The organism is Alteromonas oceanisediminis, assembly GCF_018474025.1.
GTDB lineage: Bacteria > Pseudomonadota > Gammaproteobacteria > Enterobacterales > Alteromonadaceae > Alteromonas_E > Alteromonas_E oceanisediminis.
Genome location: NZ_JAHCTA010000006.1, coordinates 145,216 through 171,799, shown reverse-complemented (window position 1 = coordinate 171,799; position 26,584 = coordinate 145,216). Strand labels below are relative to the sequence as shown.

The 26,584-nt window shown below is 48.1% G+C and carries 20 protein-coding genes; 12 read left to right on the top strand and 8 right to left on the bottom strand.

What is annotated here, in order from left to right:
* Nucleotides 1-207 precede the first annotated feature (207 nt).
* The 4 genes from KIU71_RS12050 to KIU71_RS12035 all read left to right on the top strand — a co-directional run bounded on the left by KIU71_RS12050 (nt 208) and on the right by KIU71_RS12035 (nt 3,816).
* A complete protein-coding gene (locus KIU71_RS12050; RefSeq protein ID WP_214131535.1) occupies nt 208-1,044 on the top strand; it encodes an AAA family ATPase in 837 nt (278 codons plus the stop codon).
* Nucleotides 1,044-2,228 carry a vWA domain-containing protein gene (locus KIU71_RS12045; protein WP_214131534.1) on the top strand — a complete coding sequence of 395 codons (1,185 nt, stop codon included), beginning with the start codon at nt 1,044-1,046 and terminating at the stop codon, nt 2,226-2,228. Before KIU71_RS12050 ends, KIU71_RS12045 begins: the two co-directional genes overlap by 1 nt.
* 121 nt (nt 2,229-2,349) lie before the next feature.
* Nucleotides 2,350-3,024 carry a rhomboid family intramembrane serine protease gene (locus tag KIU71_RS12040; protein WP_214131533.1) on the top strand — a complete coding sequence of 225 codons (675 nt, stop codon included), beginning with the start codon at nt 2,350-2,352 and terminating at the stop codon, nt 3,022-3,024.
* Between the two features lie 45 nt (nt 3,025-3,069).
* Nucleotides 3,070-3,816 carry a pseudouridine synthase gene (locus KIU71_RS12035; protein ID WP_390881865.1) on the top strand — a complete coding sequence of 249 codons (747 nt, stop codon included), beginning with the start codon at nt 3,070-3,072 and terminating at the stop codon, nt 3,814-3,816.
* Here KIU71_RS12035 and KIU71_RS12030 read toward each other — a convergent pair.
* From KIU71_RS12030 to cmoA, 7 genes are all read right to left on the bottom strand, one after another.
* A complete protein-coding gene (locus KIU71_RS12030) occupies nt 3,785-5,152 on the bottom strand; it encodes an MATE family efflux transporter (protein WP_315853286.1) in 1,368 nt (455 codons plus the stop codon). The genes KIU71_RS12035 and KIU71_RS12030 overlap by 32 nt on opposite strands.
* Before the next feature lie 64 nt (nt 5,153-5,216).
* A complete protein-coding gene (locus KIU71_RS12025; RefSeq protein WP_214131531.1) occupies nt 5,217-6,992 on the bottom strand; it encodes a sugar phosphorylase in 1,776 nt (591 codons plus the stop codon).
* 2 nt (nt 6,993-6,994) lie between these two features.
* Complete coding sequence (locus KIU71_RS12020) at nt 6,995-8,218, bottom strand: glycosyl transferase (protein ID WP_214131530.1); 1,224 nt, start codon at nt 8,216-8,218, stop codon at nt 6,995-6,997.
* A 2-nt stretch (nt 8,219-8,220) separates the two neighbouring features.
* The gene (locus KIU71_RS12015; protein WP_250207471.1) at nt 8,221-9,066 is read right to left on the bottom strand and encodes an HAD-IIB family hydrolase; all 846 of its coding nucleotides are present in this window, start codon (nt 9,064-9,066) and stop codon (nt 8,221-8,223) included.
* The gene (locus KIU71_RS12010) at nt 9,063-9,833 is read right to left on the bottom strand and encodes a kinase (RefSeq protein ID WP_315853285.1); all 771 of its coding nucleotides are present in this window, start codon (nt 9,831-9,833) and stop codon (nt 9,063-9,065) included. Before KIU71_RS12010 ends, KIU71_RS12015 begins: the two co-directional genes overlap by 4 nt.
* Before the next feature lie 194 nt (nt 9,834-10,027).
* Entirely contained in the window at nt 10,028-11,017 is a 990-nt protein-coding gene (cmoB, locus tag KIU71_RS12005; RefSeq protein WP_250207470.1) for a tRNA 5-methoxyuridine(34)/uridine 5-oxyacetic acid(34) synthase CmoB, read from the bottom strand.
* Entirely contained in the window at nt 11,014-11,742 is a 729-nt protein-coding gene (cmoA, locus tag KIU71_RS12000) for a carboxy-S-adenosyl-L-methionine synthase CmoA (protein WP_214131529.1), read from the bottom strand. The genes cmoB and cmoA overlap by 4 nt, the downstream gene beginning before the upstream one ends.
* Nucleotides 11,743-11,893: 151 nt before the next feature.
* On the opposite strand from cmoA, the gene add reads away from it, so the two are divergent.
* Entirely contained in the window at nt 11,894-12,889 is a 996-nt protein-coding gene (add, locus tag KIU71_RS11995) for an adenosine deaminase (protein ID WP_214131528.1), read from the top strand.
* A 265-nt stretch (nt 12,890-13,154) separates the two neighbouring features.
* Here add and KIU71_RS11990 read toward each other — a convergent pair whose 3' ends face one another.
* On the bottom strand, nt 13,155-18,029 hold the full coding sequence (locus tag KIU71_RS11990; RefSeq protein ID WP_214131527.1) for a S8 family serine peptidase: 4,875 nt from the start codon (nt 18,027-18,029) through the stop codon (nt 13,155-13,157).
* Between the two features lie 433 nt (nt 18,030-18,462).
* Between KIU71_RS11990 and KIU71_RS11985 the strand changes: the two genes are divergently transcribed.
* The 7 genes from KIU71_RS11985 (at nt 18,463) to KIU71_RS11955 (ending at nt 26,456) form a co-directional block, all read left to right on the top strand.
* Nucleotides 18,463-19,650, top strand: coding sequence for a thiamine pyrophosphate-dependent dehydrogenase E1 component subunit alpha (locus KIU71_RS11985; protein ID WP_214131526.1), 1,188 nt, complete (start codon nt 18,463-18,465; stop codon nt 19,648-19,650).
* The gene (locus KIU71_RS11980; RefSeq protein WP_214131525.1) at nt 19,650-20,627 is read left to right on the top strand and encodes an alpha-ketoacid dehydrogenase subunit beta; all 978 of its coding nucleotides are present in this window, start codon (nt 19,650-19,652) and stop codon (nt 20,625-20,627) included. The genes KIU71_RS11985 and KIU71_RS11980 overlap by 1 nt, the downstream gene beginning before the upstream one ends.
* Before the next feature lie 9 nt (nt 20,628-20,636).
* Nucleotides 20,637-22,229 carry a dihydrolipoyllysine-residue acetyltransferase gene (locus tag KIU71_RS11975; RefSeq protein WP_214131524.1) on the top strand — a complete coding sequence of 531 codons (1,593 nt, stop codon included), beginning with the start codon at nt 20,637-20,639 and terminating at the stop codon, nt 22,227-22,229.
* A 163-nt stretch (nt 22,230-22,392) separates the two neighbouring features.
* A complete protein-coding gene (locus tag KIU71_RS11970) occupies nt 22,393-23,229 on the top strand; it encodes a 23S rRNA (adenine(2030)-N(6))-methyltransferase RlmJ (protein ID WP_214131523.1) in 837 nt (278 codons plus the stop codon).
* 5 nt (nt 23,230-23,234) lie between these two features.
* A complete protein-coding gene (locus KIU71_RS11965; RefSeq protein WP_214131522.1) occupies nt 23,235-25,046 on the top strand; it encodes a protein kinase domain-containing protein in 1,812 nt (603 codons plus the stop codon).
* Nucleotides 25,047-25,055: 9 nt separating this feature from the next.
* A complete protein-coding gene (locus KIU71_RS11960; RefSeq protein WP_214131521.1) occupies nt 25,056-25,919 on the top strand; it encodes an acyl-CoA thioesterase in 864 nt (287 codons plus the stop codon).
* Nucleotides 25,920-26,456 (top strand): gamma carbonic anhydrase family protein, encoded by a 537-nt coding sequence (locus tag KIU71_RS11955; protein WP_214131520.1) that lies wholly within the window; start codon nt 25,920-25,922, stop codon nt 26,454-26,456.
* The last annotated feature ends 128 nt before the right edge of the window (nt 26,457-26,584 follow it).

The following is a 26,584-nucleotide window of genomic DNA, read 5'->3' as shown; positions in this document are numbered from 1 at the left end:
GGCACCTGTTGTTATTTTGTCTAAGTAAGTCAAGCCGGTACAATCTGTGTTTCAGCACTTTGAGTAACGCAACACGTTATGCAATAGTGAACATAAAGTTAGACACAGTAGTATTACTACATGATTGTCATGTTTGCGAAAAAACCCAAGTGCTTTTTTGCTATAAGTTATTAAAACACGAAAAAAACCGATAGGTGAGATTAAACGATGGGATTCACGGGAACGCAGGAATACATTGCGGGTAAAGAGCTACAATTAGCGGTTAACGCTGCAATGACGCTGGAAAAGCCGTTATTAATTAAAGGTGAGCCAGGTACGGGCAAAACCATGTTGGCAGAGCAACTGGCGAGCAGTCTGGGAACGGATTTGATCCAGTGGCATATAAAATCTACCACTAAGGCGCAACAGGGCTTGTATGAGTACGACGCGGTGTCTCGCCTGCGCGACTCGCAGTTAGGTGATGATCGGGTTCACGATATCAGTAATTACATTGTGAAAGGAAAACTGTGGCAGGCGTTTACCGCCGAGAAGCGTCCGGTACTGTTGATTGATGAAATCGACAAAGCCGACATCGAGTTTCCCAACGACCTATTGCTGGAGTTGGATAAAATGGAGTTTTACGTGTATGAAACTCAGCAACAGATCAAAGCCAGCCAGCGTCCCATCGTTATCATTACCTCAAACAATGAAAAAGAATTGCCTGACGCGTTTTTGCGCCGCTGCTTCTTTCATTACATTCAGTTTCCTGATAAAGAAGAAATGGCGAAAATTATTGATGTCCATTACCCCGATATCAAAAAGCGGTTGGTCGACGAAGCACTCAATGCCTTCTTTGACTTACGCGATGTACCTGGCTTAAAGAAAAAGCCCAGTACGTCAGAATTGTTAGATTGGCTTAAGCTCTTGGTCGCCGAAGATATTCCGCCAGAGACATTACAGGGCAAAGACGGTAAACAATCGATCCCGCCACTGTATGGCGCACTGTTAAAAAATGAGCAAGACATCCACTTGTTCGAAAAACTGGTCTTTATGGCGCGCCGATAGTGCTGATTGATTTTTTCTTTACCCTTAAGCGCTACCGACTCAATGTGAGCTTGCGCGAATTACTCGATTTAATCAGCGCCTTGGAGCAACACGTCGTGTATGCCGACATGGAAGCATTTTACTTTCTGGCGCGCATGGTGATGATTAAAGATGAAAGCCAGTATGACAAGTTTGACCGCGCTTTTGCAGACTATTTCAAAGGGGTGCAAAGTGTTGATTTGTTTTCGAACAACATACCGCAAGACTGGCTGAATAACGCACTAAGCAAACATTTATCAGACGAAGAGAAAGCAAAAATTAAAGCGCTCGGCGGTCTGGATAAACTGATGGAAACTTTGCAGGAGCGTTTGAAAGAGCAGGAAAAGCGTCATCAGGGGGGCAATAAGTGGATCGGCACCGGTGGAACTTCGCCGTTTGGTGCGAATGGTTATAACCCAGAGGGTATCCGTGTTGGGCAGAAAGGCAATCGTAATTTTTCGGCTGTGAAAGTCTGGGAGAAGCGCGAATTTCGAAACTTCTCGAGTGATACTGAGCTGGGTACGCGTAGCCTTAAAATGGCCTTAAGAAAACTGCGAAAGTTTGCCCGCACCGGAGCCAGCGAAGAACTCGACGTGAATCAAACCATTGGTGCAACCGCTAAGAATGGCGGCATGCTAGATATTCACATGGCACCGGAACGACACAACGCGGTAAAGGTTTTAATGTTTTTTGACGTGGGTGGGTCGATGGATGCCTACATAGAGCAATGTCAGGAATTGTTTTCTGCCGTGCACAGTGAGTTTAAACACCTTGAGTATTTTTATTTTCACAACTGTGTTTATGAAAATGTGTGGAAAGATAATGCGCGGCGAGACAGAGAAAGAATGTCGGTGTGGGAAATTCTGCATAAATACGGCCGCGATTATAAAGTGATTTTTGTTGGCGATGCTACGATGGGCCCCTACGAGGTGACCTATCCTGGCGGCAGCATTGAGCACTGGAATGAAGAGCCCGGTTCAGCGTGGATTGAGCGGATCACCAGCCACTTTAATCATGTCATTTGGCTTAACCCCCAATCTGAGGCTCACTGGCAGTATTACGCCTCAATTCAGGTGATTTCGCAGTTGATGCAGCAGCGCATGTACCCGTTGACGCTTGATGGGCTAAGCCGAGGGATCAAAGCGCTTACGTCAAAGAAAGTATAAACGCGTTACAACCCATTGACATAAGTCATGCCTAAAAATGCCATCGTACTAACGCGATGGTCTGTTGTATTTGATGAAAGCGGCTACATCTTCACTACCTGTAAACGGTTTAAGGCTTATTATGCGCTCATCACTTTCAGTTGCTGTTCTATTCACCGCGCTGCTTTGGGTTATTCACTCCGCTGCCGTGTTGTTTAATCTAGATCAGCATGCGCTGGGTATCATCCCACAATCAATTAACCGCTTACACGGTTTGATTACAGGGGCACTCGTCCACGGTGGCTATGAGCATTTATTTAATAATTCGTTACCCATGATCGTGTTGATGACCATGCTGTGGTACGGCTATCCAAACTCGCGGTTCAAGGTGTTCAGCGTGGTATGGCTGCTCAGTGGAGTGGGCGTCTGGTTATTTGCCCGCGACGCAACGCATCTCGGCGCTAGTGGCTTAACGCATGGTTTGTTTTTCTTTTTATTTACGGTAGGTATTTTTCGTCGCGATAAACGCTCGGTTGCGCTGATGATGATTGCCTTTTTTATGTATGGCGGCATGGTAATGACCATTTTCCCGCGCGAACCGGGTATCTCTTATGAGTATCATTTTTTCGGTGCGCTCGCGGGCGTGATTGCAGCAGTAGTGTGGCACAGGAGCGACCCTCGGCCCGTTATTCAACGTTATGAGTGGGAAAGTGATGCATCCGATGAAGAGTTGGCGCTTGAAGCGGACGACGATATTGGCGATGCGTTGCGCGGTGACAGGCGTGTAGTCGATGAAAGTCAGCGAAAAAGCGAGTAGACTACGCCACTACATAAAACCGCGATACGACGGATGGAAGCGCGCTTGGAAACGAAACGACTCAATAAATTTATCAGCGATTCCGGTTACTGCTCACGCCGCGAGGCTGATGCACTCATTGACGCGGGGCGGGTGCGGCTTAACGGTAAGATCCCAGAACTTGGCACTCGTGTTGCTGATGGTGATGAGGTCAGCGTCGATGGCAAACCCGTGGAGCGTGTCAAAGCTGACAAGAGTGACCGCGTATACATCGCGTATCACAAACCCGTTGGCATCACATGTACAACCGAGCGCAACGTTAAGGGCAATATTATTGACGCGGTTGGTTTTCAACAACGTATTTTCCCCATCGGTCGCTTAGACAAGCCATCAGAAGGCCTGATCCTACTGACCAGTGATGGTGATATTGTGAATAAAATACTGCGAGCAGAGAACGCGCATAAAAAAGTGTATCGGGTCAATGTCGACAAACCTATCACCGCACGTTTTATCCAGAAAATGGCAAGCGGTGTGCCCATTCTCAATACGGTGACCAAACGTTGCGAAGTGCGCCAGTGCGGGCAGCGAAGTTTTGATATCGTGTTAACTCAGGGGCTCAACCGACAAATACGTAGAATGTGTGAGCACCTCGGCTATGAAGTCACGCGACTGGTGCGAAAGCAAATTATGCATCTGTCATTGAAAGGCTTAGCAAGCGGTGAATGGCGGCACCTTTCTGGCACTGAACTTGAAAAACTACACAGTGCCGTCGCGGACTCCACTAAGACAGCAATGCAAAGCGGCGCTGAATAATACGCACCCGAATACCCAACATAAAGGCGGCGGCGCTGAGCCCGATGATAAAACCGATCCAAAATCCTTGCGCTCTTAGTGGCTCACCCAACCAGTCAGTGAGGGCAAGCACGCTCCCCATCGGCAACCCGATCAACCAATAAGCGACAAAGGTGATTAAAAACATGGCAGTGGTGTCTTTATAGCCTCTCAGGGCATTGGCACAAATCGCCTGTATCGCATCTGAGAACTGAAACATGGCGGCCAGAAGAAGAAGCGGCGCAGCGTAACTCAGTACGGCTACGTCGCGTGTGTACCATGACGGAATAAGATGACGACCAAAGATAGTCAATGATGCGGTAAACAACGCAATTGAAAGACCTAATACAAGGGCGCTTTTCAGTGCTAATTTGGCTTGGGCGATGCGCTGTTGACCAATCAGAAAGGCAATTCGAATGGATACCGCCATGCCGATGCTGAGTGGGAACATAAACATTAACGAAGATACGTTTAATGCGATTTGATGCGCCGCGACTGTCACAGCACCGAAGGGCGCTAGCAATAATGCGACTGCCGAAAAAAGAGTGACTTCAAACAGAATGGTTAACGCAATTGGCAGACCTAATTTAAGCGTACCTAGCATTTGCCTTATGTCGGGGCGATAAAAAGTGGCAAATAGCGCTAACGGTTTTAGCGAGCGGCTAAAAGCCGTGTAGGCCAGCGTTGCCATCATCATCATCACAAAGACTATACCTGTAGCGATACCGCAGCCTGCGCCACCCAATTCAGGAAAGCCCCATACGCCATAAATGAACGCATAGTTGGCCGGAATGTTGATAAGCAGACCAAACAGCGTGATCAGCATGGTGGGGCGCGTTTTTGAATTCGCTTCGCAGTAGTTCCGAGCCGCCTGATAGAGTGCAAACGCAGGCACAGCAATTAACACGTAGCTGACGTATTCGGTGGTTATCGTCCGCAGCTCTTGCGCCATGGGGACCATTAACAGCAGCGGTTCGATAAATGCTAACAACACGTAAACCAATAAGCTAAACGTGATGAGTGTATAAAAGGCCTGCTGGGCAGCATTCGCCACCAAATGCAGGGCGTTTTGCCCGACGAGTCGACTGACTATCGGCGGGATCGCCAGGGCAATGCCCTGCAGAAACATGAGGATTGGGGTTGTGATGCTAAAGCCAATTGCCACTGCTGCCATGTCGTCGGCAGAATAACGGCCAGCCATGATAGTGTCGGCTACGCCCATGAGCATTTGGGTCAGTTGGGCGATTAAGAGCGGCCACGCTAAACTGTATAATCTGCGTAACTCAACAGAAAATGACGAAACCTGATTGTGCAGCACTACCTAACTCATCTAAACATCCATCCCGTTAGTGTAACCAAATGCGATTGTCGTGTCGCGCAGTTCAGGCTGAGGGTGTGTCGCGATTGCTTATCCACACGGTTTGATAAGGTTTTAACTCAATCGATACGTCTGCGGCCTGAATAGGTTGCCCACTAATCAAATCAAGCCAATTGTCGGTGCCAATCAGATTGATGTCTGACAGCAGGATCTGCTCAACGTTTGCACTGACGTTTGAGATGCAGAAAATACTCTGATGACGATCGGCACTTTGACGCCAATAACCAAAAAGTGTGTCGCCTAATTGCAGCGTAAACTGCGTTGCACTGGGATGAAAAGCTGGTTGTGCAGTGCGGATCCTGATTAACTGTGATAAACGAGTCAATACTTTGTGGTGTTGTGATGTCGGTGTATCCAGGGCCTCTTCCAATGCTGAAAAGTTCCACCGATGTCTGTTGATCGACCGATTCTGACCTGTGTGTGTCACCTTGTCGTAATCGTTCGATGTACCCAACAGGCTGTGTATATAAATCCCAGGGATACCCTCAAGGCCCAACATAATAGCGTGTGCGCAAATAAATCGGTTGATTTGATGTTGGTCCGTACCGTGAACAGTACCTTGTAGCGCGTCAAATAGGGTAATGTTGATTTCATAGGGCTTCTGCTGTCCCATCTCGCCTGTGCGCCAGCTCACTCTGCCGCCAAAGTTCTGCATGGTGTGAACGAGCGCAGAAATCTCCAGATCAGTCAGTAGCCCTTCAGCAGGCCTTAATCCAATACCATCGTGAGATGCGATGAAATTGAAGTAAGTTGTGCCATTTTGCGCTGGAGGCATGCTCATCAACCATGCCTTGAGGTATTTGCAACTGCCTGTTACCAAGGTGTTAACTAACAGCGGTGGTAGTGAAAAGTTATAAATCGCATGAGCTTCATTCGCATTGCCAAAATACGTTAAATTCTCGCGATTTGGGATATTCGTTTCTGTGATAATGATTGCTTCAGGCGCAACGTGTTCAATGAGCGTACGCAACAGGCGGATCACTTCATGCGTCTGCGGCAAATTGATGGAAGGCGAACCCACTATCTTCCATAAGAATGCCACGGCGTCGAGCCGAAACAGGGTTGCCCCTTGATCCAGGTAATCACGGATGATCTTAACAAAGGCACACAGTACGTCAGGATTGCGGAAGTCGAAATCGACCTGATCGTGTGAAAAGGTGCACCAAACATGCTTTGTCCCGTTGGCTGTTTCGGTCTCACGCAGTAACGGCGATACGCGCGGTCGTACGACAGTGGATAAGTCATCCTCCAGTTTGGCGGTAAAGAAAAAGTCGCTGCCTGGCCCGTCGCCAGCGATGAAGTTTTCAAACCATTGGCTGCGTGCCGAACAATGATTAATCACCAAATCAAACATTAAGCCATAGTCGCGAGCGAGCAGATTGATATCGGTCCAATCACCGAGTGACTGATTCACGGTTGAGTAATCAATCACCGAAAAACCATCGTCTGAACTGTACGGATAAAAGGGTAGCAGGTGGACCTTGTTAATGGTGTTGACGCAGTACTTTTGTAAAAAACGATGTAGTGAGGCGAGGGGTTTTTCACCTTCTTCAACAATGCTGTCGCCATACGTGATCATCATGACATCGCGCTGATCCCACAGGTTTTCATAAGGCTGAGGAATTTGCACATCATGTTCTGCCTGAATGCCGATGCAGTGAATTAAGCGTTGCGCTAGCGTGGCATAATCGTTAACCGTTTCTACGTCGGCATAAATGCTCTCAAGGTGATGAGTGACCTTGTTGATTAACAGATTAAGCGGAGTCGGTACGGTCTCCATAGTTAACTCCCATACTCTTTGGCGTCCAGTTCGACGGCTTCAAGTAGCCGTGGGAACACATTCGGCATAGCGCTATTAACGCGGTTCCAGCTCGGGATAAATGGCGTTTCCATGGGATTATCTAAAAAGCTCTGGCCGGCTTTCATGATGTTTTGCGCAAACATCTCCACGGCTTTTTCTTCATTATGAATATCCAGTTTCAGGCCATTCATCACTGCGTCGTTATGATAGGTTTCGATGAAGTCCAATGCGATCCGGAAGTAAGTGGCTTTAATGGACCGGAACATTTCGGTGCTGAAACTATGGCCTTGCGTTGCCAGTTTACGAAACAATGCTTTGGTGATGTCGATCGACATTTTTGACAACCCACCGGCGTCGTTATGTAGGCTGAGGTCCTGATGCTTATGATCGTACGTACGAGCAATATCGGCTTGACACAAACGGTTGTGATTATAATTTCGGTGCATTTCGGATAGCACACCGATTTCAAGGCCCCAGTCACTGGGTATGCGAATATCGTTCAACACATCCCGCCGGAATGAAAATTCGCCAGCTAAGGGATAACGAAAGCTGTCCATAAATTCGAGGTACTCATTGTGCCCACAGGTGCGCTGGAGCGCACGAAGCAAAGGGGTCACAAGCAGGCGCGATACGCGCCCATTGATTTTGCCATGCGCAACGCGTGCATAATAGCCTTTGCAAAACTCGTAATTGAATTGCGGGTTAGCGACCGGATAAATGAGTTTGGCGAGCAATGTTCTGTCATAGGTTAAAATATCGCAATCATGCAGAGCAATGCTTTCAGCCTTATTGGAAGCCAGACTATAGCCCATGCAGTACCAAACGTTTCTGCCCTTACCCATCTCCTTTGGTGCCAGACCGAGGGCGGTGAGTTCTTCATCCAACGCTTTCAGACGAGGCCCGTCGTTCCACAGAATACGATGGTGTTGATCGAGTTTGTCAAAAAAAGTGATGGCTTGTTTGAATTGCTGTGCATCTGCGCGATCCAATCCAATAACAATTTCAGACAAGTAGGGGACTTTCGCCAGATGACCGACAATTGAGGGGAGTGCTTCGCCCTCAAGTTCCGAATACAGCGAAGGTAAGATCAACCCCATCGGTCGCTTCTTTGAAAACGCGAGGAGCTCTTTCTCCAATGCGTCGATTGGTCTTTCTGATAGATTGTGTAACGTCGTCACAATGCCATTTTGGTAAAAATCAGCCATAATTATGACTCCAGTTGTTCAAAGGGAATGAGTTGTGTAAGTGCATCGTGCCAACCTTCTGGCCCGCAGCGTTGGGTTGTGATCAGGTGTTGAGCTCGCTGTAGCGTGGGGGGCGCATGGACGGGTGACTTTATCCGCACGGCGTAATCAGCCACTTCTAACATGGCAATGTCATTTTTACCGTCACCTAAGGCAATGGACTTAAGCAACTTCCCCGCGAAGCGTGTACGCTGGTAACGCTCGGTAAGCCAGGCTAGCGCACTACCTTTATTGCAGTTACCGCAGACATGTAAAAACCGTCCTCCCTCGACAGGCTCAGCACCGCGATTTTGCAATGCATCGATAAACAGACTTTTTCGTTGTGGTGTTCCCAACCACACAACCGGCTCACCAAATTCACGCTGTGCAGCAGCGGCAGCTTGCGATTCACTTAACCCGGTGTGTTCAACAATGCCGGCAATGCCAAGTTCAGCAAAGCTTTTGAATTCGCCAGTAAACTCCTGTTTCAATGCCGAGAGTATTGAAAGCCAATAGGCGTGCGGTCGAGTGAAAGCAATCCGTTGATACGCTTGGTCAGTATTTTCAACCGGGACATCCAATAATGCACACTGCGAGGTCGGTACATAGATTGCTGCACCGTTTTCAATAATAACCGGGCCATTCAGCGCCAGTGATTGGCACAACGTCGACACTTCTGCAAATGTTTTGCTGGTGTTGGGGATGACGGGAATGCCAAAGCGGCCCAGTTTATCCAACATGGGTATCGCAGCATCACTACGGTAAGTGTTGTGATCAAGCAGTGTGCCGTCTAGATCCGTAAAAATGATGTATGCTGTCGTTGTCATCATGAATTCTCCTTCAGCATGAAATCGGCGCGCGCGCCAATTATATGCCGTTCATGATCAAGGGTGTAAACACAATTTGCCCAATCAGGCAGTGTGGCCAGTGAGTGCTCTGTTAAACGCTGAAAGTACATGATGAACTGCTCGATTTGCGCATCGGTCATCACTTGACTGGAGGCCCGATTTCCCGCAGCTAATTTTGTTCTCAACTTGTGTTCCTGCTCCATGCGCCAGCGCGCTATGCAGTCAAAACTGGGCGCTTGCAGCATCACCCAATAATCCATCATGGCATAAAGTGGTTGATAATCCCTAACCATCGCAGCGTGAGAATAACGTCGCCATGTGCCATCACTATCGTGTTTTGCTTCTAAGGCGTTGCAAGGTTGTTGCAAAGAAGCAACCGATTGTGGCGGTGTGCCCCAACACCATCCTTCAACGATAATGATATCGGCTGGCGCTTTGACCATAGGCCATTCTTCGGTAGGGGCAGGGTTGTCCAGCGCTTTGTCAAACTGCGGGATGGCAACGTGTGTTTCTTCCGTTAGAGAACGCAAAGTGTATTCCAGCAAACTGACATCATGTGTGCCGGGCACACCACGAGTTTTAAAAAGTGGATGCACCTTTTTGGCCAAGGCATCGCGTTGTGCGGCCGAAAGGTAGAAATCATCCAAAGACATCACAACACAGTGAAGGGAAAGCTGCTGCTCAGAATAAAATTTTAAGAACGCACAAAGCGTTGATTTACCGCTACCTTGTGAACCATTAACGCCCACGAAGAAAGGTCGATCAGCACCATTTTGGTGCGATGCAATATGTTCTGCCAGTGGTTTGAACCAACGCAGTGCATTATCAATATACGCTGGCGGTAAAGCCTGCGCGTTTAAAAAAGCAGTGTAATCAACTGTACTGATAATTTACCCCATTTCAGCGTGAAACGCGCATGATATAAACGATAGGGTACTATCAACTACTGTGCCAGTTTAGTTCTAGCAAGCAATACTGCGCGCTTGGGTGCGGGATAACCTTCGATGGTTTTCTGTTTATCGGATGGATCAAGGAAATCTGCCAATGACAGGTTGTCCATCCACGCTGTTTTGCGCTGTTCCTCTAACGATGTCACGGATTCATCGACGACTTGAATATCAACAAAGCCACAACGCGCTAACCACAGGGATAACGCTTTTGTGCTCGGAAGAAACCACACATTGCGCATTTGTGCGTACCGGTCTTGCGGCATGAAAACAGTGTTTTCATCGCCGTCGATCACAAGGGTCTCGAGGATCAGTTGGCCGCCCGGCAACAACTGATTTTTAAGCTCAGTCAGAAATTGGATGGGATCGCGACGGTGATACAGCACGCCCATTGAAAAAACGCTATGGAATGACTTTAATGCAGGCATTTCCTCGATGCCCAGCGGCAACATATGCACATTTGAACGTCGAATAAAGTGTTTAATCGCATGAAACTGTGCAAAAAACAATGCCGTTGGATCAATGCCGATGACTAACTCCGCGTCTTCTCCTGCCATGCGCCATAAATGGTATCCGCTACCGCACCCAACATCGAGTACACGTTTGCCTGCAAGTGGCGCAATGTGCGGCAAGACACGCTCCCATTTCCAATCCGAGCGCCATTCAGTATCAATGTGCACATCACCTACTGTAAAGGGACCTTTTCGCCACGGCATAAAATGTTGAAGCAGTGCGGTGATCCTCGCAGTGTCTTTTTCAGACATCGGCTCACGAGGAGTGACACTCACCGCGTCTTTCAAATCGAGCTGTGCGTCAGGGTAGTGGGGTAATTGGTCAATCAGGTGGCACAGCTTTACAACCTCTTTACTCACGACATGCGCTTGCCAATGATGCAGTTGGTTAGGCAGGCTATCAAGCCAGTGATCCAACGATGCATCGATCAATGACTTGTAGCACTCATTAAACCAGTGATTTATAACGCTCATGACTTGATCGCCACCATTGAACAGAAATTAAAACGTTGATAGTAGACCACGGTTGAGTCGAAACCTACCTGTGCTAAACGCTCACGATGCATTTCCTGCGTGTCGAGTTTCATCACATTTTCAAGCGCCGCTCTTTTTTGACTGATTTCTAATTCACTGTAACCGTTGGCTCGTTTAAATTCCTGATGAAGTTCAATAAGGACTTCATTGCCGAGTGGGTCGGGGTGATTAAACTTTTCAGACAGCACCAAAATACCGCCAAGCTTGAGCCCTTGATAGATGTTACAGAGCAAATCGCGTCTCTTTTCGGGGTCCACAAACTGTAATGTGAAATTCATGATCACCATACTGGCGTTTTCAATGGTGATGTCGGTGATGTCGTTGTGAAACAACTGAATATGCTCAGCGTGCGAAAATTGACTCACATAACGAGCGCATCGAGACAGCATGGCTTGAGAGTTATCAATCGCAACAATGTCATTGTTGTGTCGGCAACCATGCGCTGCGGCCAAGCTAGCGGCCCCTAAAGAACAGCCTAAATCGTAGATCCGTGTATTAGCCTGGACATAACGTGCGGCAAGTTGCTCTATGGTTTTCAGTATCTCGTGGTAACCAGGGACTGAGCGGGAAATCATATCTGGAAACACGTCGGCGACTTGTTCATCAAATGAAAAGTCTGTGACCTTTTTAAGTGGCGTAGCAAACAATTGGTCGGTATCAGTCATTACATCAAAGTAGCGTTGAATTGTGCCGCTATTCTACCCGATTTTGTGCCTGTGCCAATTGCGAGTATTTGACTAACGCGTCGGAATAAGTCACTTTTGCCGACAGACTCAATGCCCGCCAAGTTTGCGGCACCAGCCAACGAGAGGGAACATGATTAACCGCCAATTACCGGTCATAGATTTGCATCGACACTTAGATGGTAATATCCGTCCACAAACCATATTGGATTTAGCCCAGCAGTACGGCGTTTCTCTGCCAGCGATGGATCTCGATCATTTATTACCGCTTGTGCAGATCCAAGATAAAACCAGTGACTTGCTCGCTTTCCTTCAGCGTCTCGATTACGGCGTATCCGTGCTGAAGAATACTGATGCCTGCTATCGCGTGGCGTATGAAAACATGCAGGATGCCAAGCAAGAGGGGTTAGATTATATTGAGCTTCGTTTTTCGCCGTTTTACATGGCGGAGCATCACGGATTAAACATCGCGGATGTTACAGAAGCAGTGATCCAAGGCGTGGAAGATGGTCAGAAGGAATACGGTGTCAGAGCGAACTTAATTGGTATTCTCAGTCGTACCTATGGCGCAGAGCAGTGCCTGAAAGAGTTAGACGGATTGCTAGCGCACAAGTCACATATCACAGGTTTAGATCTAGCCGGTGACGAGCTTGGCTTTCCTGCTGAATGGTTTGTCGACCACTTTGCCAAGGCGCGCAACGCTGACTGGCACATCACCGTACATGCCGGTGAAGCGGATGGGCCTGACAGTGTAAGCCGTGCAATTAACTTACTGGGTGCGCAACGAATAGGCCACGGCGTTGCTGCCATTAAAGATGATAACTTGCTGCGACAATTGGCCAACGCTCGCATTCCTATAGAATCGTGCCCCACATCAAATTATCAAACCGCGACCGTGCAGGATTTGGCCGCGCACCCAATGAAAGTTTTTCTGGAGAAAGGATTGTGCGTGACATTAAACACCGATGATCCCGGTGTGTCTGCTATTGATTTAGCGCACGAGTATCAGGTAGCCCACGATGTTATTGGTATATCGCAGTCTGACTTAGAAGGTATTCAGCGCAACGCGGTAGAGGCAGCATTTTTAAGCGATAGTGAGAAACGAACGCTGTTTGCACATAAACTGTGAGTGTAAACCGCCTGAAGTTGGGTTGAGCAAGTCCGTCCAGCAGCCCCCTAACATCGACTTTATATGTTTCTTTGCCTCGAAATGACCGGTTACTTCTAAACGTGAGCGGCATGATTTCGAGCGATAGGCTACTACTCAATAGCGCTAGTTCAGTGACGGGGTATTTCTCAAGTAAGGTTTGAGAGTGTCGTGCTGGCTTACAACGGGGTAGATAAATGAAAAAGGGTCGCAATTGCGACCCTTTTTAGTTTCTAATGATTATTCATTAGTGTGCTTTTCTACGACGCAACCAAATTGCAGGGATGAGCAGCAATGCTATCCAACCCATGCTACCACCGCTCTTGTTCGTTACACGAACGGTCACGGTTTCAGTGGTCGTGTTCAATCCATCAGTGGCAACAACTTGGAAGCTAATCGACGTATCCGTGTTAGTTCCAGGTGCTGTTGTCGTGAAGGTTGAGCCTGGTACGCCATCAATTGTGATGGCAACATCGTCACCTTCAGGATCGTTCGCTGCCACACTGATGCGGATGGTAGAACCTTCCTCAACAGAGCTTGGCGCAGTGATCGCTAATTCAGGTGCTAGGTTGTTTTTCACAGTGACATTCGCAATCGCTGTAGATTCGTTGCCATTTTCATCAACAACGGAAATCTCGAGCACGATTAAAGCGTCCTCTTCCACTTCTGGTGCCATTAACACCGCATCTGCAATGCCGTTGCCAGCAATTACCGCAGCCGGGCCAGATATTTGTGTCCAAGTAATGTCGACATCATCGCCATTGGGATCAACAACTTCACCCATAAGGTCAAGTTCTTGCAGCTCAACCACTTCAAGGTTAGCGACAGTCTCGCCAGCGATTGTTACGCGAGGCGCGCCTTCAACCTGAACGGCTGCAAATACATCTGAAGCAGAAGTCACGGTGCCCGGAATGTTAGTGACGCTAGACATCGCTACCATTTGAATTGGCCCGCCAGTATTGCCTTCATCCACCTGCACTGTGAACGACAACAGTGTAGGCTCGCTAGGGACTTCTTCTAAGAAGAAGCAGATCTGCGTACCTGACACTGCATCATTAGCGACACTACCAATGGGGTCATTGCTTGACCCTGCGGGCGGAATATAATGTGTGGTTCTTCCCTCTGTACCACTTGCATTCTCATACCCAATGGAAGTGGGAATGTCATCGCCTTCTACATGGGTTACGTTGTCATACGCGAACACGATGCTGGGCTGCCCTGGCGCTGGTTGATTAGCAAAGACAATTTGGAAATCAGCAACGTCTCCAGAGGGTGCTTCACCTGCTGCAACAACGGGTGTCATGTTATCCCATTCGATAAATACAACGCTACCATCACGTGTGGCAGCAACGGTAGCACCTTGACCATTCTCAACATCAAACGTCATGTCACGCCAGAACGGTGCAACTACGGCATTCGGTGAGTTGGAATCTGGCATTAGCTGATTCACTCGTGGAATATTACTCGTGTTACCGTCAAGCACAATAAACCCGTCGTCGGTTAGGGTAAATCCATTGTACTCTTGACCATAGAATTGGACGGAGTTAGGGAAACTTCCCGTTACTTCGTCGCCATCGATGTCACTATTCAGTCCAAGTCCGAAATCAGCCAGATTTACATAGCTACCATCCCCAAACGGAATCGCACATTGTTCATCGGTCGCGTTTGTTGATACTCGATAGGTTGGCTGAATTTCGAGCAGAGATGGCTGTGAGACCATCCAAGACAATGTATCGCCATCAACTTCTGCTTCTGTGCTGTCTTCAACCAGTGAAACACCGTCTGGTAACGTTAACGAGACTTCATAGTTGCGATCTTCGGGCGTAAAGTTGGCATCGACTGCAACAGAGAATGTGCGAGTATCGCCAGGTTCAAGTCGAGTGGATGAATCGCCCACTACGGACACGTCGTCCTCACCACGCACAAGATCGACCATAACAAGCCCGAGGTTACCTGCATTGTCAGGAGAGGTACCGAAATCGACAGCTCCAAAATACATGTCGCCCGTTTCAGCAGCCTCGAGATCCCATATGAAGCGAAGATCAAACGGTGTCAGTTGCGGCACTGCACTTGGCGCTTCTACCGTAAGATTGTCACCGATTTCACCATCAACGACCGCATAATTGAGGTCAAAGGTATCAGTGGCATCTTCCGCAGAGGCTGACCAGTTCTGTACGATAAGCCAGTACATGCCGGCAGATGGAAGCTTAATGTCAACAAACTCTTCCGCCGATGCCGTTGCACTTGAACCGACAATTTCATCTTCTGTTGGAATTCCATCTTCATTGGCATCAATTACCACATATAAATCTAAATCAGGTGACGTAGAGTTACGGGTATTGGCAACAAGACGCTTGGCGTCCTCAGGCACGTCGACCGTTGTGATGAACAAACCATCTTCGAGGTCATCCAAAAAGTCTGAATTATTCGTGTCTTGAGACGCTGAGCCCTCTACGCTTGTGGGTTTCGTTAGCCCGTATGAATTGATGGTAAAATTACTGATTTCAACAGCAACTCGATCTCTCACTAGCCATGAATCCTGATCACGTTTAGCAACAAATTCCAGCTCTTCAGGAATGGTACTTGTTGACGCCTCGACAGAGACCGGAATGTGCAAGTCTGGTGAACTTGGCGACGTTAGATTGACGATACCGAATGAGTACACATCGCGCGGCGCGTTAAACACATCAACCTCGATGGTCAACTCCTGACTTTCACCTTCAGCGAGATCAAACGATGTTGGGGTGACGGTGATGCTCAAATCGCCAGAAATCGACGCTCCTGAAGCGCTCCATGAGCCGGCTTTGGTGGCTGTCACCGTGCGAGTCCACGTACAAACGCCAAGACAATCCGTATCCGTCACACTGGGTAGATTCAGTGAGCGTGGATCGCCCCCCGCGGAGGGATTAGCTGCATTATAGTTTGACGCGGTTTCATCCATCACCAAACCGGTTTGAACCGCCTTATCGACCTGAATACGACCCGCCCCCATATCGAACCAATCAGCGACGGTGCCATCATCATCCATTACCGCCGTTGTTGAGGTCATCATCAACGCAGAGCGGATCACGTCAGGTGTCCAGTTGGGATGTACCGACTTAATTAACGCTGCGGCACCAGCCACATGCGGGCTTGCCATTGACGTACCACTTAGGAAATTAAAGTCAGTGGGCGTAGGACCAGTATTATCATTACCAAAGTCCTGATCAGCAAAAGCGGCGTAGATATCAACACCCGGTGCTGCCACAAATGGACTCAAAGTTGATGCCGTGATATTGGGCCCACGTGAAGAGAATCCAATAACACGGTCAGCGGCGTCGTCATCATAAGTAATCGATGAGTCTGCTGGCGTAATGGTTGCCGTGTGGCCTGTGCCACTGGCTAACCACTCGCGGAGTAAAACCGCGTTTTGGTCATCAATATGAATACCAGGGATAACGTAGTAATCAGAATTGACGCTGCCTGGAGTTACGTTGGCTAAAACATAGCCGCCAGCACCGCCTTCGGCAACATTAATTGCTTTTTGAACGCGAGCAATGGCACCACGGTCACACACTACGATTTCACCGCTAAACGTGTTCTCTGGGAAAGGTTCCAGGCATTGTGCAGGATCGCCGTCTGGATCATTCGGGTTTTCATAGTCACCGGCATACACAATAGATGCGGTAATACCGCCAGAGTTTGAAGAGCCTGGGATGGGATCTAAATCAGTATCGCCACCGGAAAAATCGGTCAATTCCTTCGGTGTAGCAAGGACTCGACCATGTGTAGTAGCCGCGACAGCTGTGTACCAAGGAGCCTGCTTAGTCGTAGTGCCTTGCAGAGGACCGGAGTTACCGGCAGAAACGGCCACGAAAATACCCGCATTACGCATGGAGAGGAAACCGACTTCGGAAGCATTATTCCATGCTAAATTGCTCGCTGGACCGGGTATACCAATGGAGTAGTTTGCAACGTCAATACCATCAATGATGGCATCTTCTTGAGCGCCTAAAATAGCCGTACCAGCACAGCCGCTGTAAGTATCCCCATTATTTCCGGGCAAACACACTTGATAGGCAATAATATTGGCGCGAGGCGCTACACCTGACATTTCCGGGAAAGTCAGCGGTGTAGGAATACCATCACTTTCTTCTTCGCCAGTGTCAGGCACGTAAAGCGGAACATCGCGCAAAATATTACCCGCAGCGGTACTGGCGACGTGGGTTCCGTGCCCATCATAATCTTCACCGTTGGCAGGAAGGCCCGGTGGGAAAACAGTTTCATCTGAGTACACATTGGTAACTGACGGGTAACTACGCACACCAATCAGTTTATCGTTACACTGAATCGTTGGGGAGGCACCGGCGCAATCACCAATATAATTACCGCTGCCCAAGGGGTTAGTGTGGTTATAGCCATCATCAGCGATGTCTGCGAAGGAACGATGATCTGAGTTGATACCGGAATCGATAATACCGACGACCACGCCTTCGCCTAGTGTGCCAATACCCGAATCAGTGGCGCTTCCATCCCAAACGCTGGGCGCGCCTATTAATGTAGGGCCTTGGTCAGTATGCATTTCATAGATCCGTTCACGCTCTACAAATGCAACGCCTTCAAGGCGAGCCAGCTTTGCGGCTTCAGCCTGGGTCATTCGGACGGTAAAGCCATTAATCGCGTATTTAAAGGTGTCCAACACACGAAGATTACCCATAGTGCTATTAGCTTTTGAAATAAACGATTGTTGGCGTTGTTCTAACAAGTTAGCGTAACGCTTTACATTGGTGTCTTTTACATTGAGCTTACCAGCTTCTAGAGGGGACGAAGCTACCAACTCCGATGATTTAGGATTTGTCGCTGGAAATCCTTTGATTCCTCCATCATACAGTGCTACCGGCGAATCTTTTAACTGAACAATATATACATAAGGTTTGTTGTCGAGTTCCGGTTCTGGGATAAATTTACGCGTCTGATTCACATTGGTAACGACGCGCTTGTTAACCGATACCGGCTGTGAAGCTTGCAAAACGTTATTTTCAACATCAAAACTGCTGCTTAGCGCAGCGCTCAGCTGGGTGGCTGAGTGCACTGACATTGACATTAACGCTGCGGATACAGCTAATGTCACTTTATGGTTCACAGGTAAACCTCCGTCTTCCTGTTGTTGGGATAAGTACCCTGGGATTGAAATGATTATTATTATGGAATACAGCTGATAGTTAATGATTTACGCTGCATTGCATCGACTGTTTTTTCGTCGACTTTTTATTTCTAGCACACTTTTTCTTGGTTTGTAATGCAAATGAAATATTAAAGACACTTTTTTTAGTTCGGTCGAATTGCGACACTTTAAGGCTCATGGAAGACATTCTTACCGCTATGTGTAAATCGAATAAGACAAAATTTCAGCAAAGCGTGAAATGTAGGATGAATGTTTCAATTCTGTTCACAAATTTGAAACAAATCCCCATGTTAAGCGCGACTTAATTCACGAAAAAGCAACGTGTCATTACTGCGGTTGGCGTACTATGCTTGAGTTAAAAACCCTACACAAAACAATTCACGGAGTTTCGATGAACGACCGTAACCATTTGTCAAATGTGCATGTTACTCACTCAGTCAATGTGATTGAAAACGGCATAGTCGACATCCCCATGCTACAAATTCTTGATAATGAGGGTGCGCTAATTGCCGACGCAAACGCGCCGGAAATCGACAAAGAAAAGACGCAAAAGATCCTGTATACCATGGAGTATATCCGCCTATTGGATGAACGCATGGTTGCTGCGCAGCGTCAGGGTAGAATTAGCTTCTATCTTGCGTGTACGGGCGAAGAGGCCGCCACCACCGCTAGCGCGGCAGCGTTAAGTGATGATGACATGATCATGTCGCAATACCGCGAACAGGCGGCTTTAGCGTATCGAGGTTATTCTACTGAGCAGTTTATGAATCAAATGTTCAGCAATCGCTTAGACCCTAACAAAGGGCGTCAAATGCCGATTCATTATGGTGATAAAAAGCTCAACTTTATGACCATTTCGTCGCCGTTAGGCACTCAAATTCCGCAGGCGTCTGGATACGCGTATGGTCAGAAACTACAGGGTACTGACGCTGTTACCATCTGTTATTTCGGTGAAGGTGCCGCGTCAGAAGGTGACTTTCATGCTGGCCTCAATATGGCGGCCGTACTGAAATGCCCTGTGATCTTTTTCTGCCGCAACAATGGTTATGCGATTTCTACCCCAGCTGACGAGCAGTTTGCCGGTGATGGGATCGCGTCGCGCGGTATCGGTTATGGTGTGAAAACCATTCGTGTTGATGGTAATGACGCGCTTGCTGTTTATACGGCGACGCAAAAAGCGCGGGAGATCGCGTTAGCTGAGAACTGCCCCGTGCTGATTGAAGCGATGACCTATCGCTTAGCGGCGCACTCGACCTCAGATGATCCGACCGGTTATCGCTCGAAAGAAGAAGAAGCCAAATGGCGTGAACGCGATCCGATTAATCGCTTCAAGCGCTGGGTGATGGATAAGGGCTGGTTTGATGAGCAGGCTCACGAGGCGATGCTTAGTGAGAGCCGCCAAGCGATACTGGCAGCAGTGAAAACCGCTGAAAAGGTGGATGTCTGTGATATCGACGATCTGGTGAATGATGTTTACGATACTGTGCCATGGCACCTGCAGGAACAAATCACTGAACTTAAAGCGCATATTAAAAAGTACCCGGACGCCTATCCGAAAACTGCCAAGGGGGTTAAATAATGAAGAAGATGAACTTACTGCAAGCCATCAACGATGCCCTTATTCTGGAAATGCGCAGAAATGAAAAGGTTGTGGTGTTCGGCGAAGACGTTGGTCATTTCGGCGGCGTATTTCGAGCCACCAGTCACTTGCAGGAACATTTTGGTCGGGAACGCTGCTTTAACACGCCGCTCACTGAACAAGGGATTATTGGTTTTGCCAACGGTTTGGCGTCTCAGGGGTCATACCCCGTTGCTGAAATTCAATTCGCTGATTATATCTTTCCGGCCTTTGACCAGATCGTGAATGAGACGGCGAAGTTTCGATATCGTTCTGGCGGGCAGTTTACCTGCGGCTCATTAACGATTCGAACGCCCTACGGTGGCGGTATTGCTGGAGGGTTGTACCATTCGCAATCCCCAGAAGCTTACTTTGCCCATACGCCAGGGATGAAAATTGTTATACCGCGCAATCCCTATCAAGCAAAAGGTTTACTGTTGGCATCGATTCGTGACGATAACCCTGTACTGTTTATGGAGCCAAAACGTTTATATCGGGCTTCAGTGTGTGAGGTACCAGAAGAGGATTACACGCTGCCTTTAGGTAAGGCAGACATTGTGACCGAAGGCAGTGATATCACGTTACTTGCTTGGGGCGCTCAAATGGAAGTTATCGAGAAAGCTGCGCAGATGGCCAATGACGACGGTGTGAGTTGTGACGTTATTGACTTGCGGAGTATCTTGCCATGGGATGCGGAGTGTGTGGCGCAATCAGTCAGAAAGACCGGTCGTTTATTGATCAATCATGAAGCCCCTATGACGGGCGGATTTGCCAGTGAGATAGCAGCCACTATTCAAGATAAGTGTTTCCTGCACCTGGAAGCTCCCATTGCAAGGGTTTGTGGGCTTGATACACCTTATCCACTGGCGCATGAGAAAGAGTATATGCCGGATCATCTGAAAACCTATGAAGCCATCAAGCGCACATTAGATTACTAGAGGTAACGCATGAGTACTGATTTTATATTGCCTGATATCGGCGAAGGTATCGTTGAGTGTGAATTGCTTGAGTGGTTAGTGTCTGAAGGGGATGTTATTGAGGAAGATCAGCCCGTCGCCGAAGTCATGACTGACAAAGCCACGGTGCAAATTCCTGCAATGCATTCCGGTAAAGTACTGAAATTGTATTATCAGGTTGGTGAAATAGCCAAAGTCCATGAGCCGTTGTTTGCCATGCAGGTCGAAGGGAAATCCAGCAATGAACAGCCTGCACAGGATAACGAAGATGCATCCACATCAATAAATTCATCGGCAGTCGAGCAGAGCACATCTGCACACAGCGAAGATTTTATTCTACCGGATATCGGCGAAGGAATTGTGGAGTGCGAAATCGTCAAATGGCTAGTGGCCGAGGGTGAAACCGTTGAGGAAGATCAAGCGGTTGTTGAGGTGATGACCGACAAAGCGGTGGTCGAAATTCCGGCCAAGCATGCCGGTGTCATGGTCAAGCACTATCATAAGGCGGGGGAAATCGCGCAAGTTCATCAACCTCTGTTTGCGTTGTCTTCAAGCGAACACGAAGCGCCTGCCACAACCACCGCGCCGCAACCGGCTTCCAAAGCCAGTGCAACTCAGGGCAGCCCAAAACGCCTGTCCAATACATCGGGGCAACGTGAGCAAGGAGGCCAGTTTGAGCCTGTTGCCATATCGGGTAAGGTCTTGGCGAGCCCCGCAGTGCGCCGAGTTGCGCGCGAGAAGAATGTCGATTTGAACGGCATTGAAGGTAGCGGTAAAAAAGGGCGAATATTAAAGCAAGACGTGCTCGCTGCCGGAAGCGCTGATGAGCAAGTCTCTTCAAAAGCCAGTGATGCATTGAGTAGCGCGGTGAGTCAGCGCCAGAATAACACGGTAAAAGTGAAAGGCATTCAGGCGGCAATGGCGCGTCAGATGTCTGATTCGGTGAGTACGATACCGCATTTCACGGTAAGCGATGAGCTTGAAATGTCGGCGCTAATTGCCCTCAGAGAAGACTTTAAGCCAATGCTGGCAGACAAGGGTATCAAATTGTCTTTCATGCCCTTTTTCATCAAGGCGTTGTCGTTAGCATTGAATGAGTTTCCTGTTATTAACAGTCGTTTGTCGGCTGATGGTAGTGAACTGACTTATTTGGCTGACCACAATATTGGTTTGGCAGTAGACAGTAAGATTGGATTGCTGGTGCCCAATATCAAACGGGTTCAGGAAAAGTCTCTTGAAGACATTGCCTTAGAGCTTAACGGTATTATCGAACGAGCGCGCGATGGAAAACTCAGTAATTCGGATTTGACCGGTGGCACGATCAGTATCTCGAATATTGGTGCGCTGGGGGGAACGGTCGCGACGCCTGTGATTAATAAACCTGAGGTCGCTATTGTCGCGCTAGGGAAAACGCAGCGTTTACCACGGTTTGACAGTAACGATAATGTTATTGCAGCGAACATAATGACGGTAAACTGGTCCGGCGATCATCGCGTCATTGATGGTGCTACCATGGTTAAATTTAATAACCTGTGGCTTTCTTACCTGCAGCAACCGAGTAAAATGATGCTTGCTATGCGTTAATACTCAATAGGTCGCAATCAGCCTCAGCCTGTTTCCGCAGTCTGAGGCTTTTTTGTTGATTTACACGCGTGCATCAAGGTGTTTAAATTCATTTTTATCGTTGATAGGGTCTAGGCTTTTGCTCAGTTACAAACATGCGTTTCATGCGGGAAATCACGCAGATATGCTCAAGCACCTGTGTTTGCTCGCCGCGATACAACGATTTTCGATAAAATCTAAACCATTTTGTGTTTTCGACACACACGCCGGCGCAGGAAGCTATGTGGTCAATGATGAGCAAGTGCAGTTAAACGGTGAATTCAAAACCGGATTAACGCGTTTGGTCAGTCAAAAAGAGACTTCTATCGCTGACGACGATCCATTACTCAATGACTATATCAGCACGCTTTCACGGTTTCAGGAGCAAGGAGTCATTCCTGGCTCTCCCGTGTTAGCAGCATCTTGGTTGCGTGCGCAAGATGCACTGGTTGCGATGGAGTTACACCCCACTGAATTTGAAAAGCTGCAAAACAACCTGTCCACGCGCGCGTTACAAGAGAACGTTTGTGCGCAAATTGCACTGCACCACCGCGATGGCTTTGAAGGGCTAGTGGGTGTGGTTCCTCCTGCACAAAAACGTGGGATTGTACTGATCGACCCGCCGTACGAAAATGCGTCGGAGTATCAAGCTGTTTATCAAACCATCGAAAAGGTCTTAAAGCGTTGGCCAACGGCGTGTATCTTGATTTGGTATCCGTTACTGAGTCAACGTGCCGGTGCGAAAAGTGGCCGATCTGAACAGTTGCGAGATAGCCTGGCTGAGATTGCGTTATCAGGGTTGTTTTATGCCGAGCTAAACGTAAGCGAAAAAAGCGCCGACAATGGAATGTTTGGCTCAGGAGTTGCGGTGATTAATCCTCCCTGGCAGTTCGCAGAAACAATTGCTGGCGCACTGCAAAAATTAGCAAAACCGTTAAGCGCCACGTCAATCAAGACTCATTGGCTTGTAGAACTGACTTAACAACCATGTCAACGCCGACTGATCTACAGCATTTTTACATTCCCGAAGATCAAAGCATCTACTTGCTGTCGCATGCTGATGCGAAAAAGCTAAAAGACTGGTTTGCTTTGTGCACTGAGCAATTAACTCAGTTGGGCTATAAAAACATAGACATGATTGGTAAGGGGGCTTTCGGTTTTGCATTTGCCGGTGAAAGTTTGTTGGGTGACGAACACGTTTTCAAGTTTTCGCGCATCAATTTGCCGCAGCACGTACAAGATAGGCTGGAAGAAGAAGCCTTCATGCTGTCGCAGGTTCATCATCGGTTTGTACCCAGTTTAATCCAGTTTCAACAAATCGGCCGTCAGGCCATTCTCGTCATGCAGCGTGCGCGAGGTGAGGACCTTGAAAAAGTTTCCCTGCGATGTGGTCCATTGCCAATCAGTCTGGTGCTCAAAATAGCCGCACAGTTAGCGGATATTCTGCTGACGTTGCGCGGTAACGCGACTAAGCAAGGTATTAAACCCATCGTCCATGGCGATATCAAACCGTCGAATATCGTGTGGGATGACACGACGCAAACTATTGGCCTGATTGATTGGGGCTCGTGTGTTTACGCGCAGCTCGATGAAACAGGGCAACATGTCCAGCACAATGTGATGGATCTAATGTCAGGTGATTTGCAGCAAACCAATGCGCGCTTAGGCGACGTCTATTTTATTGGCGATGAACAGTTAAATGGTGCGTTAAGCTCCCCACGGTTTGACGAACAAGGGCTTGCAAGTACGCTTTATGCGCTAGCGTCGGGGCAATCGAGTCGATTCGGCCGTTACGTGATCACGCCGGCTTCACTGGGGTTTCCTAAGTTCTTTGCTGATATTCTCAGCCACTTGATGAGCGACGATCCAAAACAGCGACGACAGGGCGGCGATGCCTTCTTTAAACATGTGTACCTGTTAAAAAACATCGTCATTGATGATGAGCGCACCGAAATACCTTCAGCACTCATTCCTTCCTGGGCCTCACTCAGAGATAAAGAAATCGAAACCGTGGTCTACAGCTCGCGCAAGTCGTATCTGCGCCAGCAGAGCGATGTTGACGAAAAAGCGTTTCGTTACATCGATGATGCGCAGTTTGACCGATATTACAAAAACTACATGCAAGGCATGGGGGAGACTGAAAAGGCCTTTATTTCTGCGGTTAGCCGTTTGGGGAAATACCCCGTTGTGGGAGGGCTTGCTGTGCGTTGGCAGCCGGAGGGCGTATTTATTGATTCGAGCTTAAACTTGTTTGAACCTGCGTTAAAAGTCAGCTTCGACATGTCTGTGAATAATGTGGTGACATTGGCCAGAGCGTTACATCGTGAGGGGGTATTTAAGTGCTGTATGTTTAACGCGCGAGACACTTTGCACATCGAAAGAGAGCGTCAGGACCAACCGTTCGAACCCTTACCGCATCAGCATATACCGTTTGAGAAGAGTCGCTTGTCTGTGTTTGAAGATGCCAGTAGAATGCATTCCTATTTCGAAGATGGGGAAGACCCCGACGAATTGCTCCGTCTTCCTCAGCCTCTATTAGATGTGCTAGCTGAGCTAAACCAAATCCATCACACTGGTTGCATCATTTTCGAGTCTCTACCAACGCATTTGAAGATCCACAATTATTACAAATTGCTCGATCATCGGTTTGAGGACGAATTTAGAGCATTACTGCAAAAAGTGCTTGAGTTTGTACCGCTCATTAATGGCAGTGGTATTTCAGGCTTTATGAAATTACCCTATAAAGACACGCGCTTTTTTGAACATCAGGCGCAAGTGAATTCACGCTACTATTGTTAAGGATGTTAAATGGCACTTCCGCAACTTGCCGATCTAATGAATTTAGAAAGGCTGGATGAAACGCTGTATCGCGGCATAAGTTGGGATCTAGGGTTTAGAGCCTTATTTGGTGGTCAGGTGTTGGGGCAGTCACTGGTGGCTGCAACGGCAACGGTGCCAGACGACCGTTACTGCCACAGTTACCACAGCTACTTTTTGCTGCCGGGAAACGCGGCTTCACCGGTCATTTATGAAGTGGAGAATGTGCGTGATGGCGGAAGCTTTTCCACGCGCCGCGTCAAAGCGATCCAAAACGGTAAAAATATCTTTTACATGACCGCCTCATTTCAAACCCGCGAAACTAATTTAACCCATCAATACGCAACAATGCCCATAGCGCCTAGCGCCGATTCACTCCAGAATGATGCAGATTTCTATTTGCAGAATCCGCAACTGGTCGGTAAAGGCGTACGCAGCGCAGTTGACTACCATCGCGCGATTGACCTGCGCACGGTCGATGCACTGCAGCCTTACAGCAGTGAGCAGCATGTCCCCTTAAAACAGGTGTGGCTAAAATCCAATGAAACACTACCAACACACAGTACGCTTCATCAGGCTGTGTTGGCGTACGCTTCAGATTTTCATTTCTTAGGTACCGCTTTGCAACCTCATGGTGTGGCGGTTAACGATCCGAAGCTGCGCATTGCAACAATCGACCACGCCATATGGTTTCATCAACCCATTGATATGAATGAATGGCATTTGTATTCAATGGAAAGCCCCGTGAGTGGCAACGCACGTGCCTTGGTAAACGGCAAAATATTTAACCAGCGGGGTGAACTGGTCGCCAGCACAACCCAGGAAGGACTAATGCGCTATTTAGGAGAGCAATAAATGTTGTATACCTTTAAAGACTTTGCGCCTGAGGTACATGAAAGTGTGTATATAGCGCCCGGTGCGCATGTCATTGGTCAGGTTAAAATTGACGCGAAGGCAAGCGTTTGGTTCAACACCGTGATCCGTGGCGACTGCGGATTAATTCATATCGGCAAGCAAACTAACGTGCAAGATGGCAGTGTTTTGCACACGGATGAGGGGATTTCCCTGCGTGTAGGCGAAGGAGTGACCATTGGCCATAAGGTCATGCTACATGGCTGTGATATTGGGGACTATAGCCTCATCGGGATCAACGCAGTCGTACTCAACAATGCGAAAATTGGAAAATACTGCATTGTTGGCGCTAACTCATTAGTGACAGAGGGAATGGAAATTCCCGACAATTCTCTTGTCATGGGATCTCCTGCAAAAGTGGTAAAAACACTACCTGATGCAGTGATTCATCAACTTGAGTTGTCGGCAGCGCATTATGAAAACAACGCGAAAGCATTTGCGAAGCACCTCAACCCCCATGACAACCAACAGGACAGTTAGCAGCCAACCCTATAAAAAATGCCCAGAATTATTGCTAATTCCGGGCCTAGGGGAATGGCTCATTGCTGAGCCGTGCGCTAACTTTTACTTGGGAGAAATGCTAAATAAAAGCATCGATTACTAATAAT